Source organism: Acetobacterium sp. KB-1 (assembly GCF_003260995.1).
Taxonomy (GTDB): domain Bacteria; phylum Bacillota; class Clostridia; order Eubacteriales; family Eubacteriaceae; genus Acetobacterium; species Acetobacterium carbinolicum.
This window is the reverse complement of record NZ_CP030040.1, coordinates 2,716,724-2,743,343: the sequence shown is the minus strand read 5'-3', so window position 1 is coordinate 2,743,343 and position 26,620 is coordinate 2,716,724. Positions and strand designations below refer to the sequence as shown.

At 41.7% G+C, this 26,620-nt stretch carries 27 protein-coding genes; 12 read left to right on the top strand and 15 right to left on the bottom strand.

Annotation, left to right across the window (positions count from 1 at the left end; translation table 11 throughout):
• The first annotated feature begins 41 nt into the window (after positions 1–41).
• Entirely contained in the window at positions 42–1,805 is a 1,764-nt protein-coding gene (locus DOZ58_RS12735) for a transposase (RefSeq protein WP_242988501.1), read from the top strand.
• Positions 1,774–1,986 carry a DUF4315 family protein gene (locus DOZ58_RS12730; protein ID WP_162624376.1) on the top strand — a complete coding sequence of 71 codons (213 nt, stop codon included), beginning with the start codon at positions 1,774–1,776 and terminating at the stop codon, positions 1,984–1,986. The genes DOZ58_RS12735 and DOZ58_RS12730 overlap by 32 nt, the downstream gene beginning before the upstream one ends.
• Positions 1,987–2,044: 58 nt before the next feature.
• Here DOZ58_RS12730 and DOZ58_RS12725 read toward each other — a convergent pair whose 3' ends face one another.
• From DOZ58_RS12725 to DOZ58_RS12705, 5 genes are all read right to left on the bottom strand, one after another.
• The gene (locus tag DOZ58_RS12725) at positions 2,045–2,422 is read right to left on the bottom strand and encodes a hypothetical protein (protein ID WP_111888625.1); all 378 of its coding nucleotides are present in this window, start codon (positions 2,420–2,422) and stop codon (positions 2,045–2,047) included.
• A gap of 451 nt (positions 2,423–2,873) precedes the next feature.
• Entirely contained in the window at positions 2,874–3,500 is a 627-nt protein-coding gene (locus tag DOZ58_RS12720) for a CatB-related O-acetyltransferase (protein ID WP_111888624.1), read from the bottom strand.
• Positions 3,501–3,809: 309 nt separating this feature from the next.
• Positions 3,810–4,436, bottom strand: a complete 627-nt coding sequence (locus DOZ58_RS12715) for a type 1 glutamine amidotransferase family protein (RefSeq protein ID WP_111888623.1) — start codon at positions 4,434–4,436, stop codon at positions 3,810–3,812.
• A gap of 57 nt (positions 4,437–4,493) precedes the next feature.
• On the bottom strand, positions 4,494–5,078 hold the full coding sequence (locus DOZ58_RS12710; RefSeq protein WP_111888622.1) for a GNAT family N-acetyltransferase: 585 nt from the start codon (positions 5,076–5,078) through the stop codon (positions 4,494–4,496).
• A gap of 103 nt (positions 5,079–5,181) precedes the next feature.
• Positions 5,182–5,310, bottom strand: coding sequence for a hypothetical protein (locus DOZ58_RS12705; RefSeq protein ID WP_322520056.1), 129 nt, complete (start codon positions 5,308–5,310; stop codon positions 5,182–5,184).
• A gap of 120 nt (positions 5,311–5,430) precedes the next feature.
• Here DOZ58_RS12705 and DOZ58_RS12700 point away from each other — a divergent pair, with 120 nt between their 5' ends.
• Both DOZ58_RS12700 and DOZ58_RS12695 read left to right on the top strand, forming a co-directional pair.
• A complete protein-coding gene (locus tag DOZ58_RS12700; protein WP_111888621.1) occupies positions 5,431–6,363 on the top strand; it encodes a YafY family protein in 933 nt (310 codons plus the stop codon).
• 399 nt (positions 6,364–6,762) lie between these two features.
• Complete coding sequence (locus DOZ58_RS12695; RefSeq protein WP_111888620.1) at positions 6,763–7,596, top strand: class I SAM-dependent methyltransferase; 834 nt, start codon at positions 6,763–6,765, stop codon at positions 7,594–7,596.
• A 120-nt stretch (positions 7,597–7,716) separates the two neighbouring features.
• Here DOZ58_RS12695 and DOZ58_RS12690 read toward each other — a convergent pair whose 3' ends face one another.
• The 7 genes from DOZ58_RS12690 to DOZ58_RS12660 form a co-directional block, all read right to left on the bottom strand.
• Entirely contained in the window at positions 7,717–9,990 is a 2,274-nt protein-coding gene (locus tag DOZ58_RS12690; protein WP_242988500.1) for an FtsX-like permease family protein, read from the bottom strand.
• Between the two features lie 135 nt (positions 9,991–10,125).
• Complete coding sequence (locus DOZ58_RS12685) at positions 10,126–10,794, bottom strand: ABC transporter ATP-binding protein (RefSeq protein WP_111888618.1); 669 nt, start codon at positions 10,792–10,794, stop codon at positions 10,126–10,128.
• 142 nt (positions 10,795–10,936) lie between these two features.
• Positions 10,937–11,950 (bottom strand): sensor histidine kinase KdpD, encoded by a 1,014-nt coding sequence (locus tag DOZ58_RS12680; protein ID WP_242988499.1) that lies wholly within the window; start codon positions 11,948–11,950, stop codon positions 10,937–10,939.
• Positions 11,940–12,623, bottom strand: coding sequence for a response regulator transcription factor (locus DOZ58_RS12675; RefSeq protein WP_111889767.1), 684 nt, complete (start codon positions 12,621–12,623; stop codon positions 11,940–11,942). The genes DOZ58_RS12680 and DOZ58_RS12675 overlap by 11 nt, the downstream gene beginning before the upstream one ends.
• Before the next feature lie 155 nt (positions 12,624–12,778).
• Positions 12,779–14,869, bottom strand: coding sequence for an ATP-binding domain-containing protein (locus DOZ58_RS12670; RefSeq protein ID WP_111888616.1), 2,091 nt, complete (start codon positions 14,867–14,869; stop codon positions 12,779–12,781).
• Positions 14,859–15,713: an AraC family transcriptional regulator gene (locus DOZ58_RS12665; protein WP_111888615.1), complete on the bottom strand. Its 855-nt coding sequence runs from the start codon at positions 15,711–15,713 to the stop codon at positions 14,859–14,861. Before DOZ58_RS12665 ends, DOZ58_RS12670 begins: the two co-directional genes overlap by 11 nt.
• A 124-nt stretch (positions 15,714–15,837) precedes the next feature.
• Positions 15,838–16,545, bottom strand: coding sequence for a transglutaminase family protein (locus DOZ58_RS12660; protein ID WP_111888614.1), 708 nt, complete (start codon positions 16,543–16,545; stop codon positions 15,838–15,840).
• Positions 16,546–16,933: 388 nt separating this feature from the next.
• Here DOZ58_RS12660 and DOZ58_RS12655 point away from each other — a divergent pair, with 388 nt between their 5' ends.
• Together DOZ58_RS12655 and DOZ58_RS12650 are read left to right on the top strand one after the other, a co-directional pair.
• Positions 16,934–17,407, top strand: coding sequence for a helix-turn-helix domain-containing protein (locus DOZ58_RS12655; protein WP_111888613.1), 474 nt, complete (start codon positions 16,934–16,936; stop codon positions 17,405–17,407).
• The gene (locus tag DOZ58_RS12650; RefSeq protein ID WP_242988498.1) at positions 17,391–18,482 is read left to right on the top strand and encodes an alpha/beta fold hydrolase; all 1,092 of its coding nucleotides are present in this window, start codon (positions 17,391–17,393) and stop codon (positions 18,480–18,482) included. Before DOZ58_RS12655 ends, DOZ58_RS12650 begins: the two co-directional genes overlap by 17 nt.
• Positions 18,483–18,619: 137 nt before the next feature.
• Here DOZ58_RS12650 and DOZ58_RS12640 read toward each other — a convergent pair whose 3' ends face one another.
• From DOZ58_RS12640 to DOZ58_RS12630, 3 genes are all read right to left on the bottom strand, one after another.
• A complete protein-coding gene (locus DOZ58_RS12640; RefSeq protein WP_111888611.1) occupies positions 18,620–19,861 on the bottom strand; it encodes an MFS transporter in 1,242 nt (413 codons plus the stop codon).
• Between the two features lie 119 nt (positions 19,862–19,980).
• The gene (locus DOZ58_RS12635; protein WP_111888610.1) at positions 19,981–21,390 is read right to left on the bottom strand and encodes an amidohydrolase; all 1,410 of its coding nucleotides are present in this window, start codon (positions 21,388–21,390) and stop codon (positions 19,981–19,983) included.
• Positions 21,391–21,730: 340 nt separating this feature from the next.
• Entirely contained in the window at positions 21,731–22,609 is an 879-nt protein-coding gene (locus tag DOZ58_RS12630; RefSeq protein ID WP_111888609.1) for a LysR family transcriptional regulator, read from the bottom strand.
• 182 nt (positions 22,610–22,791) lie between these two features.
• On the opposite strand from DOZ58_RS12630, the gene DOZ58_RS12625 reads away from it, so the two are divergent.
• The 6 genes from DOZ58_RS12625 (at position 22,792) to DOZ58_RS12600 (ending at position 26,609) form a co-directional block, all read left to right on the top strand.
• Positions 22,792–23,076 carry a transposase gene (locus tag DOZ58_RS12625; protein WP_242988497.1) on the top strand — a complete coding sequence of 95 codons (285 nt, stop codon included), beginning with the start codon at positions 22,792–22,794 and terminating at the stop codon, positions 23,074–23,076.
• A gap of 32 nt (positions 23,077–23,108) precedes the next feature.
• Complete coding sequence (locus DOZ58_RS18710) at positions 23,109–23,393, top strand: IS3 family transposase (RefSeq protein ID WP_111888608.1); 285 nt, start codon at positions 23,109–23,111, stop codon at positions 23,391–23,393.
• Positions 23,394–23,476: 83 nt separating this feature from the next.
• Positions 23,477–23,806, top strand: coding sequence for a hypothetical protein (locus DOZ58_RS12615; protein ID WP_111887798.1), 330 nt, complete (start codon positions 23,477–23,479; stop codon positions 23,804–23,806).
• Complete coding sequence (gene tnpB, locus DOZ58_RS12610; protein WP_111887999.1) at positions 23,803–24,177, top strand: IS66 family insertion sequence element accessory protein TnpB; 375 nt, start codon at positions 23,803–23,805, stop codon at positions 24,175–24,177. Before DOZ58_RS12615 ends, tnpB begins: the two co-directional genes overlap by 4 nt.
• Before the next feature lie 139 nt (positions 24,178–24,316).
• Positions 24,317–25,939 (top strand): IS66 family transposase, encoded by a 1,623-nt coding sequence (locus DOZ58_RS12605; protein WP_111888001.1) that lies wholly within the window; start codon positions 24,317–24,319, stop codon positions 25,937–25,939.
• The gene (locus DOZ58_RS12600; RefSeq protein ID WP_242988496.1) at positions 25,833–26,609 is read left to right on the top strand and encodes an IS3 family transposase; all 777 of its coding nucleotides are present in this window, start codon (positions 25,833–25,835) and stop codon (positions 26,607–26,609) included. The genes DOZ58_RS12605 and DOZ58_RS12600 overlap by 107 nt, the downstream gene beginning before the upstream one ends.
• The last annotated feature ends 11 nt before the right edge of the window (positions 26,610–26,620 follow it).

Sequence of the window (26,620 nt, the reverse complement as noted above, 5' to 3'; positions counted from 1 at the left end):
GTATAATTTTAGTGTAACAGTTACACTAAAGGAGGCTGCTCATGTACTACGATTACACAGTCAAAATCCCTTTGGTTAGGGGCAAGATAATCACCAAGAAAAAGGGCGATTCAACTTATGTCCTTTTTCAATACGGCCAACAATACAATGTCGAAAAGAAATATGCCATACCCCAACGTACCATCATCGGAAAGATTCATTCAGATAATCATGATGTCATGTATCCGAACGAGAAATTTCAAGATTACTTTCCGGAGGTTACCCTTCCAGAAGAACTGCCGGATTCTTATCGAAGCTGCGCTTTGAAGATTGGTTCATATGCGGTAATCCAAAAGGTTCTCCAAGAATATAAGTTAGAGAATCTTCTGAATACATGGTTTCCAAAAGACTGTGGATTACTACTCGATCTAATGGCATATCTGATTGTTGATGAAGAAAATGCAGGCCAGTACTATCCTGATTTTGCATTTAACCACCCACTGTTTTCGGAGGGAATGAGGATATACAGCGATTCAAAAGTAAGCCGGTTCCTTAAATCAGTTACTCGGGAACAGATTATTGGCTTCCTAAATGACTGGAACAAAAAACGTGATCATAAACAATGCATTTACATTTCGTATGATTCAACAAACAAGAACTGCCAAGCCGGTGATATTGATCTTATAGAATACGGCAAAGCGAAGGATGAAAAAGGACTTCCAGTGTTTAATCTTGCATTAGCATTTGATAAGACCAACCGAGTTCCGCTATTTTATGAGGAATATCCAGGTTCAATAACCGATGTTTCCCAGTTTGAGTATATGGTAGACAAGGTGAAAGAGTACAATTATAAATCGGTCGGTTTTATTCTGGACAGAGGATATTTCAGCAAAGCCAATATAAAATACATGGAAGATAATGGTTACTCCTTCATCATCATGGTTAAAGGCCGTAAAAATCTCGTATCTGAGCTGATAACAGCGAACCGAAATACATTTGAAACTGATCGTGAGTGTGCTATCCGTTCATACAGAGTTTATGGAAAAACAGTTTTAGCTAAGTTGTATGAGGACGATAATACTCTTAGATATTTCCATTTATACTTCAACCCTTCCAAACAGGCTGCTGAGAGAGAACAGCTGGAGCAACTGATTGAAAGACTTGGATTGTATTTGGAAAAACATATTGGAAAAGATATCACACTTGGGAACGTATATCACGAATATTTTGACCTTCGCTATAACAACAAGCATGCGCTTGTCTCGTATACAGAAAAAAAGGATGTCGTTCGGAAAAAGTTGGAGCAATGCGGTTATTTCTGCATTATCACCTCTACTGAAATGACTGTATCACAGGCACTTATCCATTACAAAGGTCGGGATATCTCTGAAAAACTATTCAGCACGGACAAATCGTTTATTGGGTCTAAAAGCAACCGGGTTCACACTTCCGAATCATTGTCTGCAAAGCTGTTTATCGAATTTATTGCACTGATTGTCCGTAACAGAATCTACAACCTCTTGAAGGAAACGATGCTTCGATTAGATACAAAACCGAATTATATGACGGTGCCTGCGGCGCTTCGCGAACTGGAAAAAATCGAAATGGTTAGACGGAGTAAAGACCATTATCGGCTTGATCACGCCGTAACCAAACGGCAGAAGGTTATTCTAAGTTCATTCGGCATGGACGAGAATAATATTCGTGATATTGCAAGCGGAATCGGCAATCTATTGTCGAAGAACCAGTCGCTGATGACAAATACAGATAGCCAGAATGAGGAGGAATACGACGATGGCGCGGACGAAATCGATAACTTCGATTGAAACTGAAATTACAAGAATAAATAGTGAGCTAACAAAACTTCAAGAAAAACAGGAGGCTCTATCGGACAGATTGTTGGAACTTCAAAAGCAAAAGAAGGAACACGAGGCCAAACAAGTAATGGAGGCTTTCCAAAAAAGTGGCAAAAGCTTGCAGGAGCTGATGACATTTTTAGATGTCTGAGGCAACGGTTTTGAGTTTCAAAAAGTATTTAGTGTAACTTTTATGCAAAGTTGAGGATTTAACTTCTTGGGGCGAATTTGGCGTAACACATCCCCCATAAGTATCGTGTAATACTGTAAGTTCTAGCCACTTCTGGCCCTTGATATAGTATCAAAATTGTTTTTGCTTGACATTGTAAACATGTTGCTATGTGTATTATTGGTAAGTTTTGGAATGTAATTTCTTCAGAGGGTTTTATTATCTTAAAAATTTGATCACCACTAAAACGCCTAACCGATTGTTGGCGTTGAGCACTACATTTAGGACAAAACAAGCTTTCATCAAAACTGCCTGACATTGTGTGATCGCATTTTTGTGATTTTATATCTCCTACAGAACGCTGAAATTTCGAATTATCAACAATTGCTTTCAATAATCCATCTAAATTATCAATCATCGACTTACTCCTTTCCGTTAAATAAAATATTTTTGAGTTAATTTTTTATGTTTCGATACCTTCAAATCATAAAAATCAATTTCAAATCTTTATCGTCAGTAACAATGCTGACAAATCTTGCCAACACTGCTTTTTCAATTTCACCTTCATTAAAATTTTTCTTATATGTTTTCCAATGTTTCTATTTCATTGAAATAACACTTCAATTTGTTCTATAAGAAAGCCAAAGTACCCTTATCAAAGGAATTTCCATTTTAGTAACGACATCTTCTAATTGATACATACAATTTCAGAGTTAATAGCGCCACTCCAAATTAACAAGATCTATTTCCATTATACATCTTTGTTCCACGTATTTCTACAAAACCCTCAATCAAACAATAAAAAACGAGACGCCAAGATTTTTTATCTCAACGTCCCGCCATTTATTTTTTATTGCAAAATCACATTTTTATAATTGACCGATATTCCCACACATAATATCATTTAATTTTTCAAGCAGTTGATCTTTATTCCAATCCCACCAACAAAGTGACTGCAATTTTTCAATTGTTTCATCGTCAAATCGCTTCTTAATCGGCTTTGCAGGCACACCGCCGACAATTGTGTAGGGCTCCACATCTTTCGTGACAACAGCTCTGGTTCCGATGATTGCTCCATTGCCAATCTGAACACCCGACATAATAACGGCTTCATAGCCAATCCAGACATCATTTCCAATCACAATATCACCCTTTTTATCCCAGGCCTTGGTAACATCTTTCTGCTCAAGGCCATATTCTTCCCAAAATAACGGAAATGGGTAAGTCGACAACGACTTCATGGTATGATTAGCACTGGTAAAAATGAACTTTGCACCGCAGGCAATGGAACAGAATTTACCAATAATCAATTGATCCTGATTGATGGGATAATGATATAACACATTATTTTTTTCAAAATCGATGGGATCATTTACAAAATCGTTATAGATGGTATAGTCGCCAATCTTAATATTGGGATTGTTAATAACAGTATTCAGATAAATGGTCTGGGTATCACCAGTCCGAGGGTATGTTTTTTCTTCCGGAATAGACATTTCAAATCCTCCTAAATAGTTTAATTATTTAGGTGTTTGCAAAACTCAATAAATCCCTTGGATAAGTCATTTCTTGTATAGTATATTTATACAGCTCCTCACCAAATCAGCTTATATTTATCCAAAATTGATTTGGAATAGCTTATTTACGTCAGTTTTTATAATTAGTTTCGCAATTACCTAAGTTTAATTATCTTTCAGATCTATTCCGGTAATTACAATACAGCATTTCATTGCTTTCCCACCTTTTCTATTCCATTTTATTTAACTGAAGATAACCTTCGATCTTTTTTTCTAAAGCACTCTTCGCTATTGTATCGAGTTCATCAACGCAAAAAAATACTCCGGTTTATGGGTTTTATATAGCTGATACCATGCCTCCAATGTTTCTGGCGAAAAAACTTCCAATGCTTTTAGGACTTCCACCGTAAATTCCAGTGGTGCTACCCCGGTAGCCGTGATTAAGTTTCCATCCGTAACCGCCGGGTCATTTTTATAAAATGCTTCACCTTTATAATCCGGGCAGACCATTTTAAGATACTCCAAATCATTGCTTGTATGGCGTCTGGCATCCAGGATGCCATTCTTGGCTAGTCCCATTGTCGCACCACAGATGGCGGCTACAATCTTATTTTCTTTAATACCCTGCGCGGCTTTCTTGATGATTGGTTCGTGGACTTCCTCTAACCATGTATCGCCACCGGGTAAAATCAGGGCATCTGCACTTTTTAAATCGCACTCTGCCACGCTGATATCCGGTAATATTTTCAAACCGCCCATCGTCGTAACGGGTGTCACATCAATCCCCACGGTCACAATTTTACAAGGGGCCAGCCCCTTTTTAAAATATCTGCCGGTATTAAGTTCCGCCGTTAAATATCCAATTTCCCAATCTGCCATGGTATCGCAAACATAAAGATATACTGTTCTCATCATTTTCTTTTCCTCCTCAAATTTTTTAAATAGCCGAGCATTGCAAAACAGCTTTTATTTCTAACAATCGAGGTTAAACTCATTGGCATTCATGTCTGAACAGAGAAGTGAGTAAACTGCCACATCAACCACCCCCCGGCCTTTCCAGTACTGTGCTTGTCGCATTACGCCTTCACAATCAAACTTGTTTTTCAGCAATACGCGATGTGAATGTTTGTTCTCAGGCATTACAAAGGCCTGTATTCGATTCATCCCCATCATTCTAAACAGATAATCAACCATCGCTCCAACGGTTTCGGTTGCAAATCCCCTATGCCAATAGTTTTCATTAATTCGATAGCCTATTGTTACCATGTTAACCTTGTTATCAAAATCAAAAATTTCGGCGACACCAACTAGTTCTTCTGGTGCTTCGGTCAAAAAAATTCCTAAAAACAACGTCTTACCTTTTTTAAAATCCCGTTCAAAATGACCGATCATATTTAAAACAGTGGTTTTGTTTTTTATAACATCTCCGGGAATGTACTTAAATATATTTTTATTGCTATAGATCTCAAATAATTTTTCAAGATCCGATTCTTCGATTTTTCGCAACATTATTTTCTCTGTCACAATGTGTGGAAACTGTTCAACACTACTAACCATCCTAAATCCCTCCAATGGTACAAAAGATAATTGTATCTCAATTACCCGACCAGATCTTATTATATCGTAACTCCCGAACTGATCACAACCCGAATTATTGTCCCTACGCCCGCTTCTGTTTTGTAGTCAATTTGTCGGGCCAATCAATCGCTTTATTGATTGGGCTAATAACATCCATGTCATTCTTTGTAATGTAATTTTGAATATCGATTATTGCCAAGTCTTTCTTCATCGTGTTTCCTCCTTATCGGTCGATTAATTTGTTTGCTTTTTTATTATACCTTGCAATTGTTGACAGCAGTATGGCAACAATCTATAATGATAATAATAAATTTAGGAAGGTGGCTGACCGATGAAAGTTGACAGGCTTGTTAGCATTATTATGATACTCCTTGATAAAAAGCGTATCGGCGCACAGGAGTTAGCCGATCTGTTTGAAGTTTCACCCCGCACAATCTACCGCGACATTGACACGATCAACATGGCGGGTATTCCTGTTCACTCTACATCGGGAGTGGGCGGCGGCTTTGAAATCATGCAGCAATACAAGATTGATAAAAAAGTTTTTTCGACTGCCGACCTTTCCGCTATCTTGATGGGGCTTTCCAGTCTTTCCAACATGATCCGAGGAGATGAACTGGTAAACGCCCTTGCGAAAGTCAAGAGTTTTATCCCCGCCGACAGAGCCAAAGACATTGAATTAAAAGCAAATCAAATCGTTGTCGATTTAAGTCCGTGGATGGGCAACCGGAACATCCAACCCTATTTAGAAATGATCAAAACAGCCTTACAGGAAAGCAAGCTACTTTCGTTTGAATATGCCGACCGCTACGGAAATAAAACCGCACGAACAACCGAGCCGTATCAGCTGGTATTAAAAAGTAGTCATTGGTACTTACAAGGGTATTGCCATAAAAGAAATCATTTTCGCTTATTTAAACTATCCCGGACATCAAACCTACAGATACAAGCGGAATCTTTTACGCCACGAGACTATCAAAAACCGCAGCTAGATTTTACTGATATTTTGGCAACGATGCAAATAAAAATCAAAATTCGTATTCATAAATCGATCGTGGACCGGGTCCTTGATTATTGCACTTATGAACACTTTTCGCCAGACGGTGATGAGTATTTCATTGTTCGTTTTCCTTTCATCGAGAACGAATATCACTACAATATTCTTTTCAGTTTTGGGGATAAATGCGAGTGTTTAGAGCCGTTGCATATCCGCACAGAAATGAAGCGTAGAATCCATGATATCGCTACCCTATACGAAAGTTAATGCATGGAATGGCCCCTCGTGAGTGAGGGGCAGGGGGTGAGAGTGTTGAAGACACTTTTTTATTGGGCAAATTCTTATATACCGCTACCTCTGCAATACCACCCAATAATTTATTGACACACTCTGCCACTATGCTATAATTATTATGTGATAACATGAAAAAAGGAAGTGAAGCGATCCGGCGCACTTGATATTGCAACGGCACTATCAGTAAGACGTGGAAAAGATTGATGAAATCGTAACTTAACAGAAATTTTTAGTCGTTTGACAACGGCTTTTTCTGCATGCAGTTTATGGTTTATATCTATTCCACGATTAAAAGACTTTGATTTTTAAAGACTGTGGATATCCACAGTCTTTTTTCATGTTATCACAAAAATTTTTCCTGGAGGAAACCAAATGTATCAAAAAATATTCTCATATCTTCACAAGCCGGAAATTTACCAAAACGGCACTGCCAATTTCTGGAAAGATGACCACATTTCTATTTGTTTACTTGAAGCACATCTCAATCCTGATGGCGATGCTGCCACCAGAAACAATACCTTTGTTGATGCTTCGGTAAACTGGATCGCATCAATTGCACCACCCAAACAGTATCCCAAGCTTCTTGATATCGGGTGCGGACCGGGTATCTATGCCAATAAATTTTATCAGAAGTCTTATTGCGTTACGGGGATTGACTTTTCTAAGCGTTCGATTGCTTATGCGAAAAGTTGTGCCGCAAAGAAAAATGCCAGCATTAGCTACCAAATTAAGGATTATCTTAAGATGACTTTTGAAAATGAATTTGACCTGATCACCCTTATATATTGCGATTTTGGGGTGCTTTCCCCACATGACCGGCATCTACTCTTAACAAAAATTCATGCCGCCTTAAAGCCTAATGGCCACTTTATCTTTGATGTATTCACGCCGAAATTTCATGCCGGAAAACCCGAATCAAACACGTGGAAATATTGCCCGAGCGGCTTTTGGAAGGAAGGCCCTCATCTTTGTCTGGACTCTTTTTACCGTTATGATAAATGGGCAACCGTCCTTAACCAAACGATTGTGATCACCGAAGAAACCGTTGATTGTTATAACATCTGGGAGCATACCTTTACGACGACAGAAATAATAAAAGAATTGGCTGCGGCGGGCTTTTTAGTTGACAACTTTTATGGCGATGTCGCGGGAGCGCCATTACTTCCCGATAGCGAAACAATCTGCACCGTAGCAAAAAAACATTAATCTGATTTTACCCCTTACCGAAGAGTATCCAGCAATGCTGGCTGATATTGTAATAAGCAAACTAACGGGGCCAGGGCTTTAAAACATGCCCTGGCCCCGTTATTATTCTTTTTTAGTTTTTTATTCCATTGCCCGCAATCGTTCGACCAGGGAATTGTTTTGAAAAGAGCGTACTGAAACACCCGAAACCAGAACCGGCACCAGCAATGTGACCAGAAGGTATGCTAGAAAATACCAAATCGGAAAGCGATAGTGCATATAGGTTACACCAAGTTCCCGCATCAGATGGACCAGCAGGTATCCCAACCCGGTGCCAAGTGTCAAGGTAATGACCATATTCCCCAACGCCAGAATTAATCCCTCGCCCTGGATCATCTTCATCAATTGGCCACTCGTCATTCCGATTGACTGCAGCATCGAAAACTCCTGCCGCCGCGAGATGATATTGGTCATCAGGGTATTAATCAAATTAATCAGACTAAAGGCGATAATAAAAATTGACAGCCCCAGAATCACCCGGTTGATCAGGGTGAACGATATCTTATCGGCAATCAGCTCTTCTCTAAGCGTATCCATTGCCAGGAGCGGATTTGCGTTGACCAGATTTTGTATCTGCGGCTCAATCTCAGCCCCGCTCAATTCAAAATCATCAACCGAGACCACCAGCGTTTCAGTGGTGTCAACTCCAGGAAATAAGAGGTCGAGCTTTTCCCGGGGAAGGAGAAACCAGCCGGCATTATAAGTCACTTCACTGTAGGTATCGACCGCGCCGACAACTGTAAAATCTTTCTCCACTTCCTCAGTGCCATTGAAATAATGGAGTGTGACGGTATCGCCCATTTCAAATTTCCAGCCAAATATTTCCTTTGCCACGCTATTATTGACAATCAGCAGTTCGTCATTGGCAATCATTTCATCATAGTCAAAGGCGCCTTCTTCTAAGACATTTCTAACATTTTCCTGATCTTCCCGGGTAAATGGGGCCAGGCTGTCCTGATTGTTGGTTTGATCCCTGTAATCGTAGTTGACTTGGGCTTTATGATAACTTTGCACCGCTTTAACGCCATCAATTTTTTTGATGCTCTCAATAAATTCAGGACTTAGGGGGTTGTTCAGCTGAATCCCGACATTGCCGTTCTCCATCGTTTGGGAGGCATTATAGTCATAGGCGATGATGTATTCACCCCATTGATAAAAGCCCTGTCGGGAATAATCCTCCGCTGTCATAGAGCCAATAAATGTCGCCCCGGTAAGAAAGATAACCCCGCCAACACCCAGGGAAATCATCGTCAAGAGCGTTTTTTTGCGATTCCTTTGGGCACTCATCATTGCCAGATGTAACGGTGTCATTTTCCGTTTGATGCTTTTAGACTCTTTTTTTCGACTCTGGCGGTACTGTGAAAAAAGCGATGCCTCAATCGACGTAACAGACGCTGCCAGTTTTGCCGGTTTTCGAATCGAGATCAGCACGGTTATCAAATCGGCCAGCAGGATAATCAAACTGACAATCAGCGTGCGTTCCCAGTCCCAGCCGCCTGGCTTAATCGAATAGGCGATCGGCCAGGCAATCAGAAAGCCTGCCATCGACCCGATCAGACACAGCAGAATCCCTTCCCGTGTGATTAAGGATTTAATCTGTTTTTTGGTTGCTCCCAGTGTTCGCAGTTGCCCAAACTGACGAATTCTGCCGACCACCGAAAGATAGAAGACGCTGTAAATAACCAATACACTGACCAGCAGGATGCCGATGCCAACGCCGACAACCACTCCAATATTCATGGCCGACATCGTCAGTGAACTGGAAAAATTGTTGTTTTCGTTAATATTTTTTCGTTCAATTCCGGCCTCTGCACCAATGCTACGAATGGTATCCAAAAACGCCTGCTCAGACATCTCCTCGGCCCCCTGAATTCGACAAAGGGCATGATAGGCGACATCCTTTAGTTGTGGTCCATTTTCGGCATATTCCCGGGAAAAGATTAGCGGATAGACCTTGGTAACCTCCGCTTCTTCTAAAAAACCGCTAACAATAAAGGTTTCGGTTTCCCCATCCAGAAAGGTCAGAGAAACCGTCTCCCCGATCGTGGCCGGCACGCCCAGTACCTTCATCAAGGACTGGTTAACCGCAATTTCATTGAATTGATGGGGATAGCTGCCTTCAATAACCGCAGTTGTTTTAATCGGCGCTGTTATTTCCTCATAATAAACTGGCCGGATCATTTCTCCATTTAATTCAAAGCCCTGACCCAATTTATCCAGGGTCATGAATTCAATCTGTTCTTCGCTCTCCAGCGCGGCAATCTGGGCCGCATTCACATTCATATAGGTGACATGCTGCATCAAAGCTACCTGTCTTTTTTGTTCAACACCCTGAGCCGAGGTGAACAGCGCCATCACCCCCAGCAAACTAACAGACAGGGCAATGGTTATAAGGATAAAGAGATTTCTCGTTTTACTGGTTTTAATACTGCGCAGGGCAAGATGACGAATAATGGCCTGATTATTGTTTCTGATTTTTTTTTGCCGTCTTCATCGATTTACGATCTTTCCATCCTCAATGCGAATGATGCGGTCCGCAAGTTGAGCGATTTCATTGTTATGGGTGATCATCACCAGCGTCTGCCCGAATTTTTTAATACTCATTTTTAAAAGACCCAGCACTTCCTGGCTGGTTTTGCTGTCTAAATTTCCCGTCGGTTCATCCGCCAGCACAATTGCCGGTTTTGATGCCAGCGCCCTGGCCAGAGCAACCCGCTGTTGCTGTCCCCCGGAGAGATTATTGGGGAAGCGCTGCGTCATCGTCTGCAAGTGCAGCAGCTCAATAATTGCACGGATATAGTTGCGGTCCGGCTTGTTGCCATCGAGTTCCAGCGGCAGGACAATATTCTCGTAGACATTCAGCATCGAGACCAGATTGTAGTTTTGAAACACAAAGCCAATTTGCCGCCGCCTAAAAATAGTCAGTTGCTCATCGGTCATCTGCGAAATTTCTTTTCCGCCGATCGTTACATTTCCGGCGGTAGGAACGTCCAGTCCGCCCAGCATATGGAGCAGTGTCGATTTTCCGCTGCCCGATGTCCCGACAATCGCTAAAAACTCGCCTTTCTCAACTGCGAGTTCGATGCCGTCAAGCGCTTTGACGCGATTGTCTTCTTTCCCATAATATTTTTTCAAATTTTTCGTTTCCAGTATTTTCATCGAATTGATTCCTCCTGTTTGCGCTAGTATAGCAAGACAAACTAACCAAAATATAACAGTTCTCATGAAATCAATACAAAATCAACTAAAAAAGAGCATTAATTCTAACAAACCGGTTAGAATTAACGCTACTTTGACAATTTTAAAAGGCATTGGGCAAAAACACCGAAAAGGTTGAGCCCTCACCGACAACAGAGCGCACCATGATGTAGCCGTTCTGCTTTTCTATGATTTCACGGGCCAGATAAAGGCCGATCCCGATTCCCTCAATCTCCTGATTTGCTTCTTCCCGGTAAAAGCGCTGAAAGATCTTCCCGTAATTCACTTCTGGAATTCCTTTGCCCTGATCGGTGATAGTGATTCGGGTATACATTTCACATCTTCTTACCTCAACGGTGATAAAACTGTGATTCGGTGCATACTTCACCGCATTCTCCAGCACATTAAACAAGGCTTCTGCCGTCCATTTTAAATCATGGTTTAAGCAGTATTCCTCGGGACAATTAACGGTGATCTGGATCTGCTTTTTTTCAGCCGGAACGGTGATGTCCGACAAGGCTTCCGCCAGCGTATCGAATAAATTGCCTGGTTGCTTTTTTAGTTGAATCAGGCCCGCTTCCAAGCGTGACGCTTTTACCATGAAGGATAGTAAAAATTCCAGCTTTTCAAGCTGAGTTCCCATTAATTTGAGCAGTTCATTTCTGGTCTGCTCCGGCAGATCGCGGTCCTGGATGGTTTCGTGCAGCAGTTTTAAATTGGTCATTGGCGTTTTTACCTGATGCGATATATCCGAAATAAAACCCTCCAGCACCTTTTTTTCAGTGGTTGATTTTTCTGTCACTATTTTTAATACGTCGGCGATGCGGACAATTTTCTGGTTAATCTTTGAAATCAGTGTTTCATCCAATAAATCCAGGGCATTGACGTTTTGATAATCATTATTAAACAGCAACTCCAGATTTTCGCTGATGTCATCCGTGATCGCGTTGATTTTTTTTTCATTTCTGCGTTTCTCAAAATAACCGCCCAAAATAAAAAACAGACAGAGTAGAATAGAAACTGCGGTTACTAAGGGCGAATGGAAAAACAAAAAAACAAAGCCACAATAGGCAACGCTAAGTAAGATGATCACGGCCCCCCAAAGCTTATTTCTCATCGGGCCCCCCAATCCATTGATAACCCATCCCATAGATGGTTTTGAGATGTTTTTTGTCCCTGGTGTCAATCTTTGATCTGATCCGGCTGATCATCATGGTCAGGGCATTTTCATCGACAAAGTTCTCGTTGCAATCCCACAATTTTTCCAGCAGCAACTGTCTTGTCAGCACCATCTGGCTGTTTTCAATGAGAATCTTAAGCAGCTTGTATTCGTTGCTGCTAAGCTCGATGGCATTACCGCCAAGACTGGCTTTTCGCTCTGAGAAATCAATGATCAGCTTGCCGTCGTTATAAATATGCTTCTCAACACGACCACTACTTCTTTTGATAATCACGGCGATCTTTTTTAGCATGACGCTGATCAGAAACGGCTTGGTGATGTAATCTTCGGCACCCAGTTCAAACCCCTTTAAGATATCACTTTCGAGATCATTGGCGGTTAAAAAAATAATTGGCGTATCGATTTGATCACGCCATTTTTTACATAAATCAAAACCATTGCCATCGGGCAGATTCACGTCCAAAACAATCAGATTAACTTGGCTTTGCACCAGCGCGCTGTCCGCTTCTCTAAAATTATAGGTCGAAATCACCTGATAACCCGCTGAAATAAGATTATAGGCCAAGGTGTGATTCAACACCTTGTCATCTTCGACAATCAATACCTTCATCATACCATTCCCATCCCTTTAATGCATTTGCATTTCGTTCATTTACTGTTATCGATCTGCGATCTGATCATTTTTCTTTGTTATTCTATCAGTGCCACTCACTTTAAACTATCATTTTCCAGTTTCAGTTGCAAGTTTTTTTTCTGCCTGTTTTCTTACGGCCGTGGGAGAAATCGGGATGGTTCTCCCCGATACAGCAGCGTCAGTCGGTGCATCGCTCGTGTCGCAGCGATATAAAGCAGGCTTTGGTCGTCGTCGCACTTATATGTATCACTGTTTGCATTAGGAATAATAACCTCGTCGAACTCCAGGCCTTTCGACATCTGGATGGAGGTGACCGAGATGCCATTGGTAAAGCTGGTGCTATCAGGCGAAATTAGCTGGATTTGATAATCTTCTGCAAGCAACTTATAAAAGACCAACGCCGAGCTGTTTGTTTTCAAGATGATTCCAAGCGATGCATTTCCGCTTTGAAGAAAGGCATCAAGCGTTACTTTGACTTTGGCAATCTCATCCTCTTTATCGCTGCATGGTATCATTGCCGGTGCATCCCCATGCCGTTCTACCGGCTCTAATCGATCCACCGGCTGAATTCCCTTGGCGAAAGAGATGATTTCGTAGGTTGAACGGTAGCTCTTTGTCAACTCCACCAACCGCGCATCGCTGAAAAGCTGCTGTATATCCGCTATGGTATGCCGATGGTTGGGGTTGATCAACTGTCCATAATCGCCTAAAATTGTTTTTTGACAGGGAAAGAGGCGGTTGATAACGGCGTATTGTATGGGCGTATAATCCTGCATTTCGTCAATGACCAAATGCTTGATGACTTTGCTTTCCGACAAGCCCTCAAATGCCGCGTGGAGATACATAAACGGGTATACATCTGCCCATTCCAGGGTTTTCCTGGCCGGCAACACAAGCATCTCCGACAACTCCAGCCACTGGTAAAAGCCCCGGTATAATGCCAGGCTGTTTTTGACTTTCAGCATCGCCATCAAGCCTTTTAGAATCGCTCCCGGTCGGGGTATTTCCTCACCCCTGAAGTTGTCGGCATCAAAACGGTCATGGATATCTTCAGCTATCAGACGCAGCCGTTTCTTGATAGGATAATTTTGATAACCATAAAAACGCCTCTGTATCCAATCCGCCGATGCTACAAAGCGCCCGCAGGGATAATCGACAAACTCAAAAATCATGGCGGGAAGTTCATGTAAATATCCATCCATCTGCTTTACAAAATCCAGTGTTGATTTAAACCTCACCCGCGCTGCCCATTTTGAATCTTCTGTTTCCAACGGGTCCTTATCTGCTTCAAAGGCAATGATGCCTTCTAAATGATCTTTGGCAATTTCGGCAAAACGCTGTTCTCTGATCGGTTCCTCGCCCAGCTCTGGTAAAACGGTGGAGATATAATCGCTAAAGACCTTGTTGGGTGATAGAATTTTTACATTTCTTGCCGCCAGTTTATCCTTAAAACGATAGAGTAAAAAGGCAATTCGATGCAGGGCAATGGCGGTTTTACCGGAACCGGCCACCCCTTGAATGATGATTGTTCCGGCTTTTTCATTGCGGATGATTTTATTCTGCTCTTTTTGAATGGTAGCAATAATGGATTTCATTTTTTCATCCGAAGTGTGGGAAAGCTCCCGCTGTAAAACATCGTCGTGAATGTTAACCGAGCTTTCCAGTGCATATTCTAAGACCCCGTTTTTTACTTTGAACTGGCGCTTGCGCGTCAGCTTTCCCTCAATTCTGCCCATTGGGGCATCATATCCTGCCGAACCAACCTCGCAATCATAGAACATACTGGCAAAGGGTGCCCGCCAATCAATGATTAAAAGTTCATTCTCATGGCTAAATGCGAAACGACCAATATAATGCTTTGTTGCAATTTGGCTTTCATTTGTCTGAAAATCGATTCGGGCAAAATAGGGGGATTCTTTCAGCTTGGCTAGCTTCTCCCATATTCCGACCGAAAAAGCCCCGGTTCTGTCAATTTGTTTTAGTGCCAATTCATTCTGAAACATTTCGTGGGGGTCAATCTCGCCACGATAGTCCGCCATGTAGCGTTTCGCATCCATATACTCTTTGTCGACACGGTCAACGTTTGCATTTGCTTGATGCAAAGCAGCGTCAAGTTTATCGTTGATGAGCTTAAGATGGGCAATTTCATCAGGAAATGGAATCGGGTCAATAAAGTCGGACGATCTTGCTTTGTGTTTAACGTTTTGTTTTTCATTTGTCATCTGTAACCTCCTTTGACAAAATAAAGCGTTGTGTCGGATAATTAAACTCAATAAGCAGCTCCGCTTCCGCAAAACCCAAGCTTTTAATCGCGCTACGGTGTCCGGTATCGGCTTTATCTCCCACTCTGTAGGTCGTTATACTAATTTCATTTCTACTAATTAACTCTCCCATCACCTTATCAAGAAATGCTTTAGGGATTCCTTTATTCCGATAAAACGGATGTGTGCCCATAAAGTCAATGTTGCCGGTCTCCGAAGAGAACAGCATGACTCCCACCGCAATAGCGCCATCTTTTAAGATCAGCGCCTGCTTATTTCTGATCCGCAGTTTTAATTCCACGGCATATTCCTCCTCATCTAAATGAGGGAAGCCATCTATAATAAGCCTAACTAAATCCATCCAGCAAGCGATATCGTCTTCGGTTGCAAGGGTTATATGCCATTGAGGTAGCTCTTTGCTGTGGAGCATTCCGTAATTACCTTCTACTCTGAATCTTAATTGCAAGGGATAGAATTTTTCGTTTTCCCGATATTTATTAGGCGATTGCTTATACATTGCGGTAAAAATGTTTGTAAAGGCCTGCTGGCTTTCATATCCGCCCACTGCGGCAATATCAATAATTGGTTTAGCCGAAAAAACCAATAACCATGCTGCTTCCGTCAGCCGCCGGCGCTGAACATAATCATGGATCGTTAAACCCACCATACTAGCAAATACTCTATGCAGATGATATTTTGAGTAATGAACAGCCGTTGCGACACGATTCAAATCCATCTTTTCCGTTAAATGCGTTTCGATAAATTGGATTACTGCTGAAATTTTTGCGATACTGTTATTGTCCATATCATCCTCCTTATTTTGCCTTTGATATTTTATCAGTTTTTGCGCGATTTGTTTTGACTATTCTTGCTATCTTGCCTCACCGATAGAATTGATTGATCTAAATTATAAAGAAATTTGCACTTGTTTAATTGCTATTTCTAATCTTTCTGACATTGTCATTCATAAGATGTCTTCCTAGATTTTTATAAAGAATTTTTTTTATTTCAGACATTTCCTGACGATGTTCCTTAAGTAAATCATCAGGATTATCGTAAACGCCAAAATCCTGAGTTATTCCTTCACTTTGGATATAGGTGTTGTTCTTGTTCCAATCAATCATTGGATGTTTAAAGTCTTTTACTGCCACCCCATATCCACAAAACGACCCAGAACATTCACTATGAATGTTCTGCAATTTTTCCAGATATTTTTTATCAAGTATAAATCCCTCCAACTCATACCAATCATTTTCATATAACACTTCAACCCAGCTATGAAATACGTTTTTTGGTGCATTCTTGTAGACGATTCCCGTCATCGCACCTTTTTGCAACTTTTTATCAATCGTAAACCCATGAATTCGACACGGAATCCCAACTGCTCTTAACAGTGCCATAAAAAGCGTTCCTTTGGTGTTGCACTGTCCATATCCATCTGACAGGACTTTTGATGCTGGAATGTTGTCATCCACATTATAGCCAAACCTTATTTCATCTCTAACATAATTATAAATTGCTTTTATCTGTTGCTCCTCATCTAAATTCTCCCACTTCTTAATTTTTATTAACTCCTGGATCTTTTGATGAGAATAATTTAGTAGTTTTGTTTCTTCTAAAAATTTTTTGTGTTCCATTGATATCATCTCCCTAATCAAAAGCTGAATTTTTTACGCAAATAACAGCTGGTTTATATGCTTATTATACCCTCCTTTAGGATATATTATTTTAAAATCAGAGTAAAGTAAGTTGTTACATGGCTCATTGATGTTTCGTTTATCTAGGCATGGTTTTCTTTACTTACCAAAGATGGGTCAGGTTATTATTGTTGTAAGATGGGCTTCACTTCTTATTTGTTTGGATTAGATGGTGCAAAAAGAGTAGTTTGAAAAATAAAACTGGAAAAGCAAGACCTTATAATTCCCTTCCCGCAACCAATGCTGACATTTTTTGTACCATTATGTTAACATCAATTGATGGATATTGTTTCTAAAAGCTGATAAAATAGGCACAGGTGGTGAAAACATGAAAAATATGATTAGTCTGAATTTGCAGACTCTGCGAAAAGCCCATCGGTACACGCAGGAAGATGTGGCTGAAAAGATCACTGTTTCCCGACAGTCCGTTGCTAAATGGGAAAACGGCGAAAGCTTACCGGATATGAATAAATGCATTGCTCTGGCAGAGCTTTATAACATTTCCCTTGATACCCTCGTAAACGGTACCGAAACAGCTGGAGTACCCCTGCCGCCAAAAGGCAAGCACGTCTTTGGCACAGTCATAGTTGGTGAGCGCGGACAAATTGTCATTCCTAAAAAAGCCCGGGAAATCTTCCAGATCAACTCCGGAGACAGCCTGATGATTCTGGGTGATGAGAATCAAGGTGGACTGGCCCTGATTGATGCCAATCGATTCATCAGTCAGTTTGAATTTATTAAACAAGGCTTGGGCTATGCGCCTCCAACCGCTAATGATAAAGAATATGAAAATGAGGATTAAAAAAATGCAAATTGTCCTGCTTGTACTCGGTTTTGTGGTAATCGGCATCGCTGCTATCCTTAGTTATTTTTTTTACCGCAATTTACATCCGCTTGATGATCATTATCTCAAACAAACCACGGCAGCTGGTTTTACCCCAAAAACAGCCATTTTGGATAATGGTTCCACACTTAGCTATGGCGAGGGGCCAGATAATGGCCCCGCACTCCTTTTAATTCACGGTCAGGGCGTTTCCTGGGAAGATTATGCCGCCGTTCTACCTGAATTGTCAAAAAATTTTCATGTCTTTGCGGTGGATTGCTTTGGCCACGGTCAATCCAGTCATGATCCAACGCTTTATTCCTGTGCGGCGAATGGTCAAGCACTGATCTGGTTTATGGAACATCGTATCGGCAAGAAATGTCTTGTCTCCGGTCATTCTTCCGGCGGTATCCTGGCTGCCTGGCTCGGGGCCAACGCACCCAATCTGGTCAGTGGTGTTCTGCTTGAAGATCCCCCGCTCTTTGCCGTGACCCCAGCAGAAATGCAGCAAGGAGCTGGCTGCTTTGCCTGGAAGGATACCTTCATGACCATTCACAGTTTTAAAAACCAGACAGATGAAACAGATTTTGTTGTCTACTATTTTAAAAATGGCTACATGGTTTCCCTTTTCGGTGGTCTAAAAGAAAAGGTGGTCGCAGCCGTTGAAACATTCCGAGCAGAACATCCCGATCAGGGGCCAAGAATCTACTGGATCCCCTATTCCTGGCTACGCCTGATGAATACCATTGATCGCTATGATCTGGCCTTTGGCGAGCATTTTTATGACGGTTCATGGATGAACGCAGTCGATCAGGAAGCGTTACTAAAAGCGATTTCGTGCCCGACGATTTATCTGAAAGCCAAAACGAATTACGGTAAGGACGGAGTCTTGTACGCCGCCAACACGGATGAAGATGCAAACAAGGTTCAGGCTTTGCTCCCTGATTGCGAAACCCTTACCATCAAATCAGGCCATGACATCCACTATGAACATCCGGATTTTTTCATTTCCGCATTAAACAACCTGCAGACCAAGATAAAAAGCGGGAAATAGTTTGAGCTACTATTTCCCGATTTTTACTTATTTAATTGCTATTTCTAATCTTCTTGACCTTGTTATTCATAAGATGTCTTCCTGGATTTTCATAAAGAAACGTTTTAATTTCAGACATTTCCTGTTGGCGTTTCTTATTAAGTCGTTGATAGGCTGTTTTTTAAGTATGTTGTTAAAAATGCAACAATAGATAAAACTGCTACTGCTGTCAAAAATAGAAAAGTTGTGTCAAAAGATCCTTTACTTGCATCTACTATAATTCCTATGATAAATGGTGCTGTGAAGCTACCAGCTTGAGACCCAAAATTAACGAGTCCAACTACAGAACCTGTCACCTCAGGAGGGAACTGCTTCATAATCATACTATTAATAATAACAAATATTGCGGTTACACAAGCGATTGTTATTCCTTCAAAAACGAAGAACAACATTAACGATGGCGTCCTGTACATGATATAGACGGAGACCGCGGTTAAGACAGACATTATCAATGTTGATCGCCTTACCGTATCCATCTTCAATTTATCTGTTATAATTCCACTTGCCAGCATAGCAAATAAACCAAGGATTGCCGGCATCATCTGCCACTTTCCAGCTTCCATCAGGCTAATATGACGAGCTTGAACAAGATAAGTCGGTATCCATGTGTTTATTCCCCATGTTATCAGACTAACACAAAATCCAGCCAGGCACATACTCCATACAAAAGGAACTCTAATAACTTGCTTAAATGCCAATTTTTGGGGCTTGTCTATAGTTTGTATCGCGACTTTATCTTGAGTAGTTACTGGTAATTTTAATATCAGCAAATAAAGAACTGCCATAATAGCGCCAATTACCGCAATTATATAAAACAATGCACTCCACCCCATTTTGCCGATAATCCATGCAAAGAGTATGGAACTGATAATGGCAATTATAACCCCTGAAACTAATAGTATTGAAATCGCCTTTCCTTGTTCATTTCGAGGAAAAACTTGTGATATCGTTTTCAAAGCAGTAGGATAGAATGCTCCTAAACTAAGACCGAGTAAAAACCGAAATATTATTAGTGATAACGCGGACCATGCCAAACCCGAAAGTGCTGCAAAAACAGACCAGATAAGGATGCTACTAATCAAAACTTTTTTGGGACCATACTTATCTGCAAGCCAGCCCCCTGGCACTTGCATAAGTGCATATCCAAGAAAGAAGCTACTCATTATAAATCCTTGTGTTGAAGCATTTAAAACAAAGTCTTTGCTAATTTCCACAATCGCACAGTTAATTGAAAAACGATTCAGATTTCCCACACACCATCCTAAAAACAACAAAGTTAGTATTCCATACCGGCCTTGATTTTCAACAGAATTTTCAATACAATTCGATTTATCAACCATTTTTAGTAACCTTTCAATTTTAGTCTTTTGATTAAGTTTCCTCGGTTATCATTCTATGTCTTGACAGGTGAGATTTAATTACTGTGCCATCAAGACATAGAAATATGTATAGTTTTACTTTAGGTCAGTTTTACTTTCTTTGGCACCGCGTCAGCGCCAATGTTCACTTTATAATTCAGGTTTTTTGATGTTTCTCTAAATTCGTCTTTGACCTTTTCCATTAAATCACCGTCGCTCATCAATTCACAACACGCTCCCGCCAGCGTTTTCGCGGCAAACAACATGCCGTGAAAACCAAGATCAGAACCTGTGCATGCCGTCGCCTGCCATGTATGTGTAAACACGCCGATCGGCCATGTTGCGCAGTAAACAGCTCCAAACGGAAATAACCAGCTCGGATCTGCATCTCCCGAGATCGGAAATACCTCATTGTTTGTTTTGGGTACGACTTTGTCCAACAAGTCTTTGTCATAATACTCGGGCGGAATCTGGAACGCCTGTGCACCCCTGAGTTTTTGCTCAGGCGTAAATTGATCATTAAGTTTTTTAGCAAAGGCGTAATCATCTTCCGTAAAGGACGGACCGCCCAACTCGTTCATGTTCTTTACAAACAAATCGGCAAGCGTCTGATTTACGATTACTTCATTCCCTCCACCAAGAACCTCTACCTTTTCCAACGTAGTCCCTGTCATCATCGCCGCACCCTTTGCCACATCGACAAGACGTGGGAACGCCTCATCTAACTGTACCCGTTTGGGAGCCCGCATCATATACCATGACTGACATCTGTCCGGTACAGTGTTTGGAGCGATTCCATTGCCTAAAATTGAGTAATGCATCATGACTTCTTTCGGAAGATGCTCGCGCAGATAATTTGCCCCTACGTTCATCAATTCAACCGCATCGAGTGCACTACGACCAATATGTGCCTGCGGTGCATGGGCGGTTAGCCCTTTGAAGCTGAACACCACAGAAGTAGCCGCAAGACACGGTACTCTCCATGGAGTGTTGTTTGAAGATGGATGCCAGTAAAGCAGTGCATCACAATTGTCAAAATATCCATCCCTTAGCATAAACAGCTTTCCAATCAGCTCCTCCTCCGCGGGGCATCCATAATAGCGAATCGTACCCTGTAGTTCCCCTCGTTCTATTGCCTCTTTGATGGCAATGGCAGCACCAACACCACCCGTGCCCAACAGGTTGTGACCGCAACCATGTCCATGTCCACCTTGTACTCTTACCTTTCTCTCTGGCACAGAATCCTGCGATAAACTTTCAAGTGCATCATATTCACCTAGAATGCCGATAATCGGTTTTCCCTTCCCATATTCAGCGATAAGTGCCGTGGGCAAGTCTTTTAAGCCGAGCGTTACCTTTAGTCCCGAATCTTCCAATACCTTGGCCTGCAACTTTGAAGCAAATTCTTCTTCCAGCGAAACCTCAGGATTTTCCCAAATATCTCGCGCCATTTTTTTCAACATCTGGCTGTTTTTATCAATGCTGTCCCAGACTTCTTTCTTTATCATCATAACTCTCCTCGTATAATAAATTTAGATTGATTAAGGTAATGTCTAACACTTAATTAACAATTCCGTAAGCTGTATAAAGGTTTACGATCCCCGATATTTTTCCTCCTATCCCATAACTTTTATGATATCGTTTTACTAGGTAAATCAAGCCATCTAATTATTTACGATTATACTATCGATTTTTTATAATAACCAATACGTGTTTTAACATGAATCAATAGCCTGTAGGCTATCAATTGGTTCTTTTTACCTGATATTTGTTTTATAAAAAAAACTCTCGAAATTTTCATCGAGAGTTTTGTTAATAGTCCTATTTTGATGCAATAAAATCATTATACTGCTAATCTTTTTTGAAAAAATCAATCAAGTACTCTTTAAACTGCATTGAAGCCTTCGTTAAATAGCGTTCCTTGACAAAAGACAACGCAATCTCCCGTCTACATACCGGCTCTTTTATATGAATATAGACTGACATATCTTGTTGAACATCATTCCACTTAAGTTTCGGAAGCAATGCTACTCCCATATTGGAATTTACCAGTTCGATCAGATTTGCAGAAATATCCGTCTCAAACATAATATTCGGGGTAAATCCGGCCTGGTGACAGAGTTTTTCTGTTAATTCTCGTATGCCAAACCCCTCCTTTAAACTTATGAATGGCTCATTCGCTGCTTCTATCAAGTTTATCTCGCGATATTTTGCAAACTTATGCCCACTTGGAATAATTAAAAATATCTCTTCAATTACCAATGGTATACATTCTATGGAAGCACCTTTAATAGGTGGTGAAGAGATACAAAAATCAACTTCCCCGTTTTGAAGTTGCTGCTTCATTTTTGAAATTGAACCGATTGTTTGCCGAAAAATCATATTGGGATAACGTTTTGAATATCCTTCCAGAAGTTTGAAAAATGGACCGATATTATTTGCCGCAATTGAAATGTTTGAGCTTTCATTTATTGACATATCTGACAACTCACGTTTCCCATTATCAAGTTCCAGAAATACCCTTTCTACTCTATTAAGAAATGCTTTTCCAAAATGATTAAGTTTAATCTGTCTCCCAACGCGTTCAAATAATAGAACCCCCAATTCTTCTTCCAACTTTGAAATAACCTTACTTAAAGATGGTTGGGCAATATGAAGTTCCTCTGCTGCACGTGTCATGTGTTCACATCTTGCAACGGTAAGAAAGTACTTCAATTGAAGCAAGTTCATTTTTTCACACTCCTTTATATAGATTTCCGTTTGTTACGTGACACTAGGACTATTTCATTTCTCATATTCTCATTGGGTTCGCCCTGGTGCTAGAATAAAAATAGTACAAATCGAAATGAGAAAATCCAAAATTAATAAAAATGTGGTACGATGAAAAAATCGTACTGAAGGAGGATCTCATTATGGCAAAACAACATGATAAACAATTCAAACTGGATGCAGTCCGGTACTATGAAGAACACAAGGAACTCGGTCTGCGTGGTTGCGCCGAAAATCTCGGTATTGGTTGCAGCACCCTGGGAAAATGGAGCAGACAACTTCAGGATGCCGGTAATATCGAAAGTCGTGGTTCTGGCAATTATGCATCGGATGAAAGTAAAGAAATCGCACGGTTAAAACGTGAATTGCGGGATACCCAGGACGCACTGGATGTCCTAAAAAAGGCCATCGGCATTCTGGGAAAATAACCGAAACGATTTATTCTGAGGTTGCTAAAAAGGTGGAAGCTGCTCATCATGAGAAGCGCCGGGTTTCCATCTCCGGAATGCTGCAAAAACTGGGTGTATCACGAACCGGGTATCGATCATGGATCAACAGAAGACCATCGAAAACTCAAAAACGTCAGGAAGAAATAAAAACCAAAATCGAATCCATTTACAACAACTCAAAACAAAATTACGGTGCCCCCAAAATCGCTAAAAAACTAAAGCAGAGCGGCGAAATAATTTCTGAGCGGACTGTCGGTAAATACATGAAAGAAATGGGCATCAAGGCCCAGTGGTAAGCGATTCAAAAGATGGCGTAGTGCAAAATAGGTCGAATTATTGTAGACTAACCTAAAAGAACTTACAGGAGGTTCAGGATACAATGGACGAATCAAAAAGACAGCTTTGGGAAGAGCGTTTTGAAGAACAGGCAAACAGTGGAATGACGGTCGACGCCTGGTGTACCTCAAAGCAGCTTAACAAATATACCTACTATTATTGGAAGCAGCGGATCCGAAAGGCGAAAATGGAGCCGATGGAGAAAGGGACCACAGCACCACTGTTTGCAAAACTGGAAATGCCAACGGCTTCTGATGAGCGAATACCGGTGGCGGGACTGATTATCCGATGGCGGGGTTTTGAGCTGGTTTTGTCGGATCCCCATGATATCTCTCTGGCAACACAGTTTATCCGACAGCTTTCACAGTCATGATGGATCGGTTTATCAACGACACCACCCATATTTATATTGCGTGTGGAGCCACTGACTTCAGAAAACAGATGGATGGCCTGGCCGTCGTTGTTAATACGGAGTTCAAGCTGGATCCATTCGCTGACAAATGTGCCTTTATCTTCTGCAACCGGAAAAGAAATGCCCTTAAAGTTTTACGTTACGATGGCAACGGCTTTATTCTGGCTAGCAAGAAGCTGCTCAACGGCATGAAATTTCAGTGGCCCAGAACCCCATCGGAAGTCAGAGAAATAACCGGCCAGCAGGTTCAGTGGTTGCTTCAGGGGCTTGAAATCGAGCAGAAAAAAGCCCTTCAACCAGTGACGATGACGCTGGAAAACAGCTGCTTTTAACCGCTTCAAAACAGCGCAAATAAATTTGCAAAATGGCTTTAAAATGGCGTTTTAAAGACTTTTTATTACCGATAAATGTAGCATTCTGAAGCTAAAAATGGTATAATAGTACCAATAAAAAGCAAAGGAATGGATACGGATGACAGGACAAGAAGAACTGCTGATGCTGCGGGCGCTGGTGGAAAAACAGAAAGAAGAGCTGGCCGCCAAAGACGACATCATTGCCAAACAGAATATCCGCATTGAAAATATGGTGCAGGCGCTGCTGCAAGCTCGCAAAAAACTGTTTGGTTCCTCCACTGAAACATCGAGAAACCTGGATGGACAACTATCCCTGTTTGAAAAAACGCAGGAACTCGCGAAAGAACTGTTTGGTGAACAGCAGAAAATAACCGTCCCCAGTCATACCCGGAAAGCCCGCCAACCCGGAGTCCGTCAGGAAATGCTTGCCGGTCTTCCGAAGGAGATTGAAGAGTACATCATTGGGCCGGATGATTCCTGCGTCAAGTGCGGTGGAGCCCTTACGGTCATCGGCAAACGGATCGTCCGAACCGAAGTGACCTATGAGCCACCAAAACTGAAGGTGAAGCAGATTGTCCAGCAGATTGCAAAATGTACCCAGTGTGGCAAAGAAGGCAGTGAGAATCCCAAGGATCATTTTCAGAAAGCCGCCATACCGGTGCCGGTACTCCCGCATTCCATTGCCACGCCGTCTCTGGTGGCTCAGGTCATGTACCAGAAGTTTGCCATGGGCATGCCCTTTGCCCGTCAGGAAAAAGACTGGTATCGGTTGGGGCTCATTCTATCCCGGTCAAACATGGCCAACTGGACAAACCGCTGCAGCGAAGAATGGCTAACCTCGGTTTATGAACGTATTCTTGCCGAACTGCGTACCTGTGAGGTGCTGCATATGGATGAGACACGGATTCAGTGTAACCGGGAGGAAGGCAGGAAAGCCAACAGCGAATCCTATATGTGGGTGATCCGTAGTGCGGCATGCGAGACAATCCGAGCCGTTTTCTTTCATTATTCGCCGACACGCAAAGGGGAGATCGCCAGGCAGCTGCTTTCCGGATTCCATGGCTATTTAACGACGGATGCGTATGCCGCTTATGAACAAGTCGAGAATATCCGGCGCAACTTATGTTGGTCGCACTGTCGTAGATATTTTATCGACAGCATTCCCTTGACCAGCAATGGGAAAGAAATCCCGGGTTCAAAGGGTGCCGAAGGACGAGCGTACATCGACCTGCTTTTTAAAATTGAGAACGAAATAAAGGATCTTCCTTATGAGGAGATCAGAGAAAAGCGTCTGGAAAGGTCACGCCCCATCCTCGATGCCTTTTGGTCGTGGGTTGACGAAACTGCGGCCATTCCAACGACAAATGAAAAGTTGACTAAAGCCCTGAATTATTCCAAAAACCAGAAGAAATATCTGGAAACCTTCCTGGAAGACGGACGTCTTCCCATCTCCAACAATCTCTGTGAGGCCAGCATCAAACCTTTTGCAACAGGGCGCCGCGCCTGGCTTTTTGCCGATTCGCCTAAAGGTGCAACCGCCAATGCGGTTCTGTACACGCTGGTGGAATCAGCCCGGGCTAATGAACTTAATGTATTCGAATATCTGAATTACCTTCTGACAGAAATCCCCAACAGTGACTATCTGCACCAGCCGGAAGTACTTGAAAAATACCTGCCATGGTCTCAGGAATTGCCTGAGGTGTGCAGACTCAATCATAACTACAAAAAGTGCCTCAAATAATGATGTCATCAGTATATCAGGTTTAGATCAAACTTGCTATACGTCATCTTTTGAGGCACTTACGGCCCAGTGGATCAAACCCTATACAATCACGACTAAAGATTCTGACTTCAGTAAAAAACTCCGAAATATTCTTGACGAACAATTCAATCCCGAACGCCCCAACGCTGTCTGGTGCAGCGATATTACCTATATTTGGACAATGGACGGATTTGTTTATCTAACCAGTATCATGGATTTGTACTCCCGAAAAATCATTGCCTGGACACTGTCAAAAACGATGGAAGTTTCCTGTGTAATCGACACCGTCAATAAAGCTAAAAGCCGCCGAAAAATCGATGCTCCCTTGATCATTCACAGTGATCGGGGCAGTCAATATGTTTCAAAAGAATACCAGAAAGCAACGGTAAAAATGCAGCGAAGTTACTCGAAAAAGGCCTATCCCTGGGATAATGCCTGCCTTGAATCCTTTCATGCCATCATTAAACGCGAATGGCTCAATCGTTTTAAAATCCTTGATTATAACCATGCTTACCGGCTGATCTTTGAATATCTGGAAACATTTTATAATACAATGCGCATCCATAGTCATTGCGATTATATGTCGCCGGATAATTTTGAAAAACTTTTTGTTAAAATGCAAAACGAAAATTTACGAATAGCAGGTTAAAATGTCAGTAT

What these genes read in the sequence shown, in the direction of transcription:
- DOZ58_RS12715 (WP_111888623.1), bottom strand. Translation starts at nt 4,436, where the DNA reads ATGATGAGAACAGTATATCTTTATGTTTGCGATACCATGGCAGATTGG.
- DOZ58_RS12625 (WP_242988497.1), top strand. Translation starts at nt 22,792, where the DNA reads ATGGCAAAACAACATGATAAACAATTCAAACTGGATGCAGTCCGGTAC.
- DOZ58_RS12630 (WP_111888609.1), bottom strand. Translation starts at nt 22,609, where the DNA reads ATGAACTTGCTTCAATTGAAGTACTTTCTTACCGTTGCAAGATGTGAA.
- DOZ58_RS12615 (WP_111887798.1), top strand. Translation starts at nt 23,477, where the DNA reads ATGGACGAATCAAAAAGACAGCTTTGGGAAGAGCGTTTTGAAGAACAG.
- DOZ58_RS12665 (WP_111888615.1), bottom strand. Translation starts at nt 15,713, where the DNA reads ATGGACAATAACAGTATCGCAAAAATTTCAGCAGTAATCCAATTTATC.
- DOZ58_RS12675 (WP_111889767.1), bottom strand. Translation starts at nt 12,623, where the DNA reads ATGAAGGTATTGATTGTCGAAGATGACAAGGTGTTGAATCACACCTTG.
- DOZ58_RS12705 (WP_322520056.1), bottom strand. Translation starts at nt 5,310, where the DNA reads ATGAAGAAAGACTTGGCAATAATCGATATTCAAAATTACATTACAAAG.
- DOZ58_RS12725 (WP_111888625.1), bottom strand. Translation starts at nt 2,422, where the DNA reads ATGATTGATAATTTAGATGGATTATTGAAAGCAATTGTTGATAATTCG.
- DOZ58_RS12695 (WP_111888620.1), top strand. Translation starts at nt 6,763, where the DNA reads ATGTATCAAAAAATATTCTCATATCTTCACAAGCCGGAAATTTACCAA.
- DOZ58_RS12730 (WP_162624376.1), top strand. Translation starts at nt 1,774, where the DNA reads ATGGCGCGGACGAAATCGATAACTTCGATTGAAACTGAAATTACAAGA.
- DOZ58_RS12685 (WP_111888618.1), bottom strand. Translation starts at nt 10,794, where the DNA reads ATGAAAATACTGGAAACGAAAAATTTGAAAAAATATTATGGGAAAGAA.
- DOZ58_RS12655 (WP_111888613.1), top strand. Translation starts at nt 16,934, where the DNA reads ATGAAAAATATGATTAGTCTGAATTTGCAGACTCTGCGAAAAGCCCAT.
- DOZ58_RS12660 (WP_111888614.1), bottom strand. Translation starts at nt 16,545, where the DNA reads ATGGAACACAAAAAATTTTTAGAAGAAACAAAACTACTAAATTATTCT.
- DOZ58_RS12670 (WP_111888616.1), bottom strand. Translation starts at nt 14,869, where the DNA reads ATGACAAATGAAAAACAAAACGTTAAACACAAAGCAAGATCGTCCGAC.
- DOZ58_RS12640 (WP_111888611.1), bottom strand. Translation starts at nt 19,861, where the DNA reads ATGGTTGATAAATCGAATTGTATTGAAAATTCTGTTGAAAATCAAGGC.
- DOZ58_RS12720 (WP_111888624.1), bottom strand. Translation starts at nt 3,500, where the DNA reads ATGTCTATTCCGGAAGAAAAAACATACCCTCGGACTGGTGATACCCAG.
- DOZ58_RS12710 (WP_111888622.1), bottom strand. Translation starts at nt 5,078, where the DNA reads ATGGTTAGTAGTGTTGAACAGTTTCCACACATTGTGACAGAGAAAATA.
- DOZ58_RS12635 (WP_111888610.1), bottom strand. Translation starts at nt 21,390, where the DNA reads ATGATGATAAAGAAAGAAGTCTGGGACAGCATTGATAAAAACAGCCAG.
- DOZ58_RS12605 (WP_111888001.1), top strand. Translation starts at nt 24,317, where the DNA reads ATGACAGGACAAGAAGAACTGCTGATGCTGCGGGCGCTGGTGGAAAAA.
- DOZ58_RS12680 (WP_242988499.1), bottom strand. Translation starts at nt 11,950, where the DNA reads ATGAGAAATAAGCTTTGGGGGGCCGTGATCATCTTACTTAGCGTTGCC.
- tnpB (WP_111887999.1), top strand. Translation starts at nt 23,803, where the DNA reads ATGATGGATCGGTTTATCAACGACACCACCCATATTTATATTGCGTGT.
- DOZ58_RS12735 (WP_242988501.1), top strand. Translation starts at nt 42, where the DNA reads ATGTACTACGATTACACAGTCAAAATCCCTTTGGTTAGGGGCAAGATA.
- DOZ58_RS12700 (WP_111888621.1), top strand. Translation starts at nt 5,431, where the DNA reads ATGAAAGTTGACAGGCTTGTTAGCATTATTATGATACTCCTTGATAAA.
- DOZ58_RS12650 (WP_242988498.1), top strand. Translation starts at nt 17,391, where the DNA reads ATGAAAATGAGGATTAAAAAAATGCAAATTGTCCTGCTTGTACTCGGT.
- DOZ58_RS12690 (WP_242988500.1), bottom strand. Translation starts at nt 9,990, where the DNA reads ATGGCGCTGTTCACCTCGGCTCAGGGTGTTGAACAAAAAAGACAGGTA.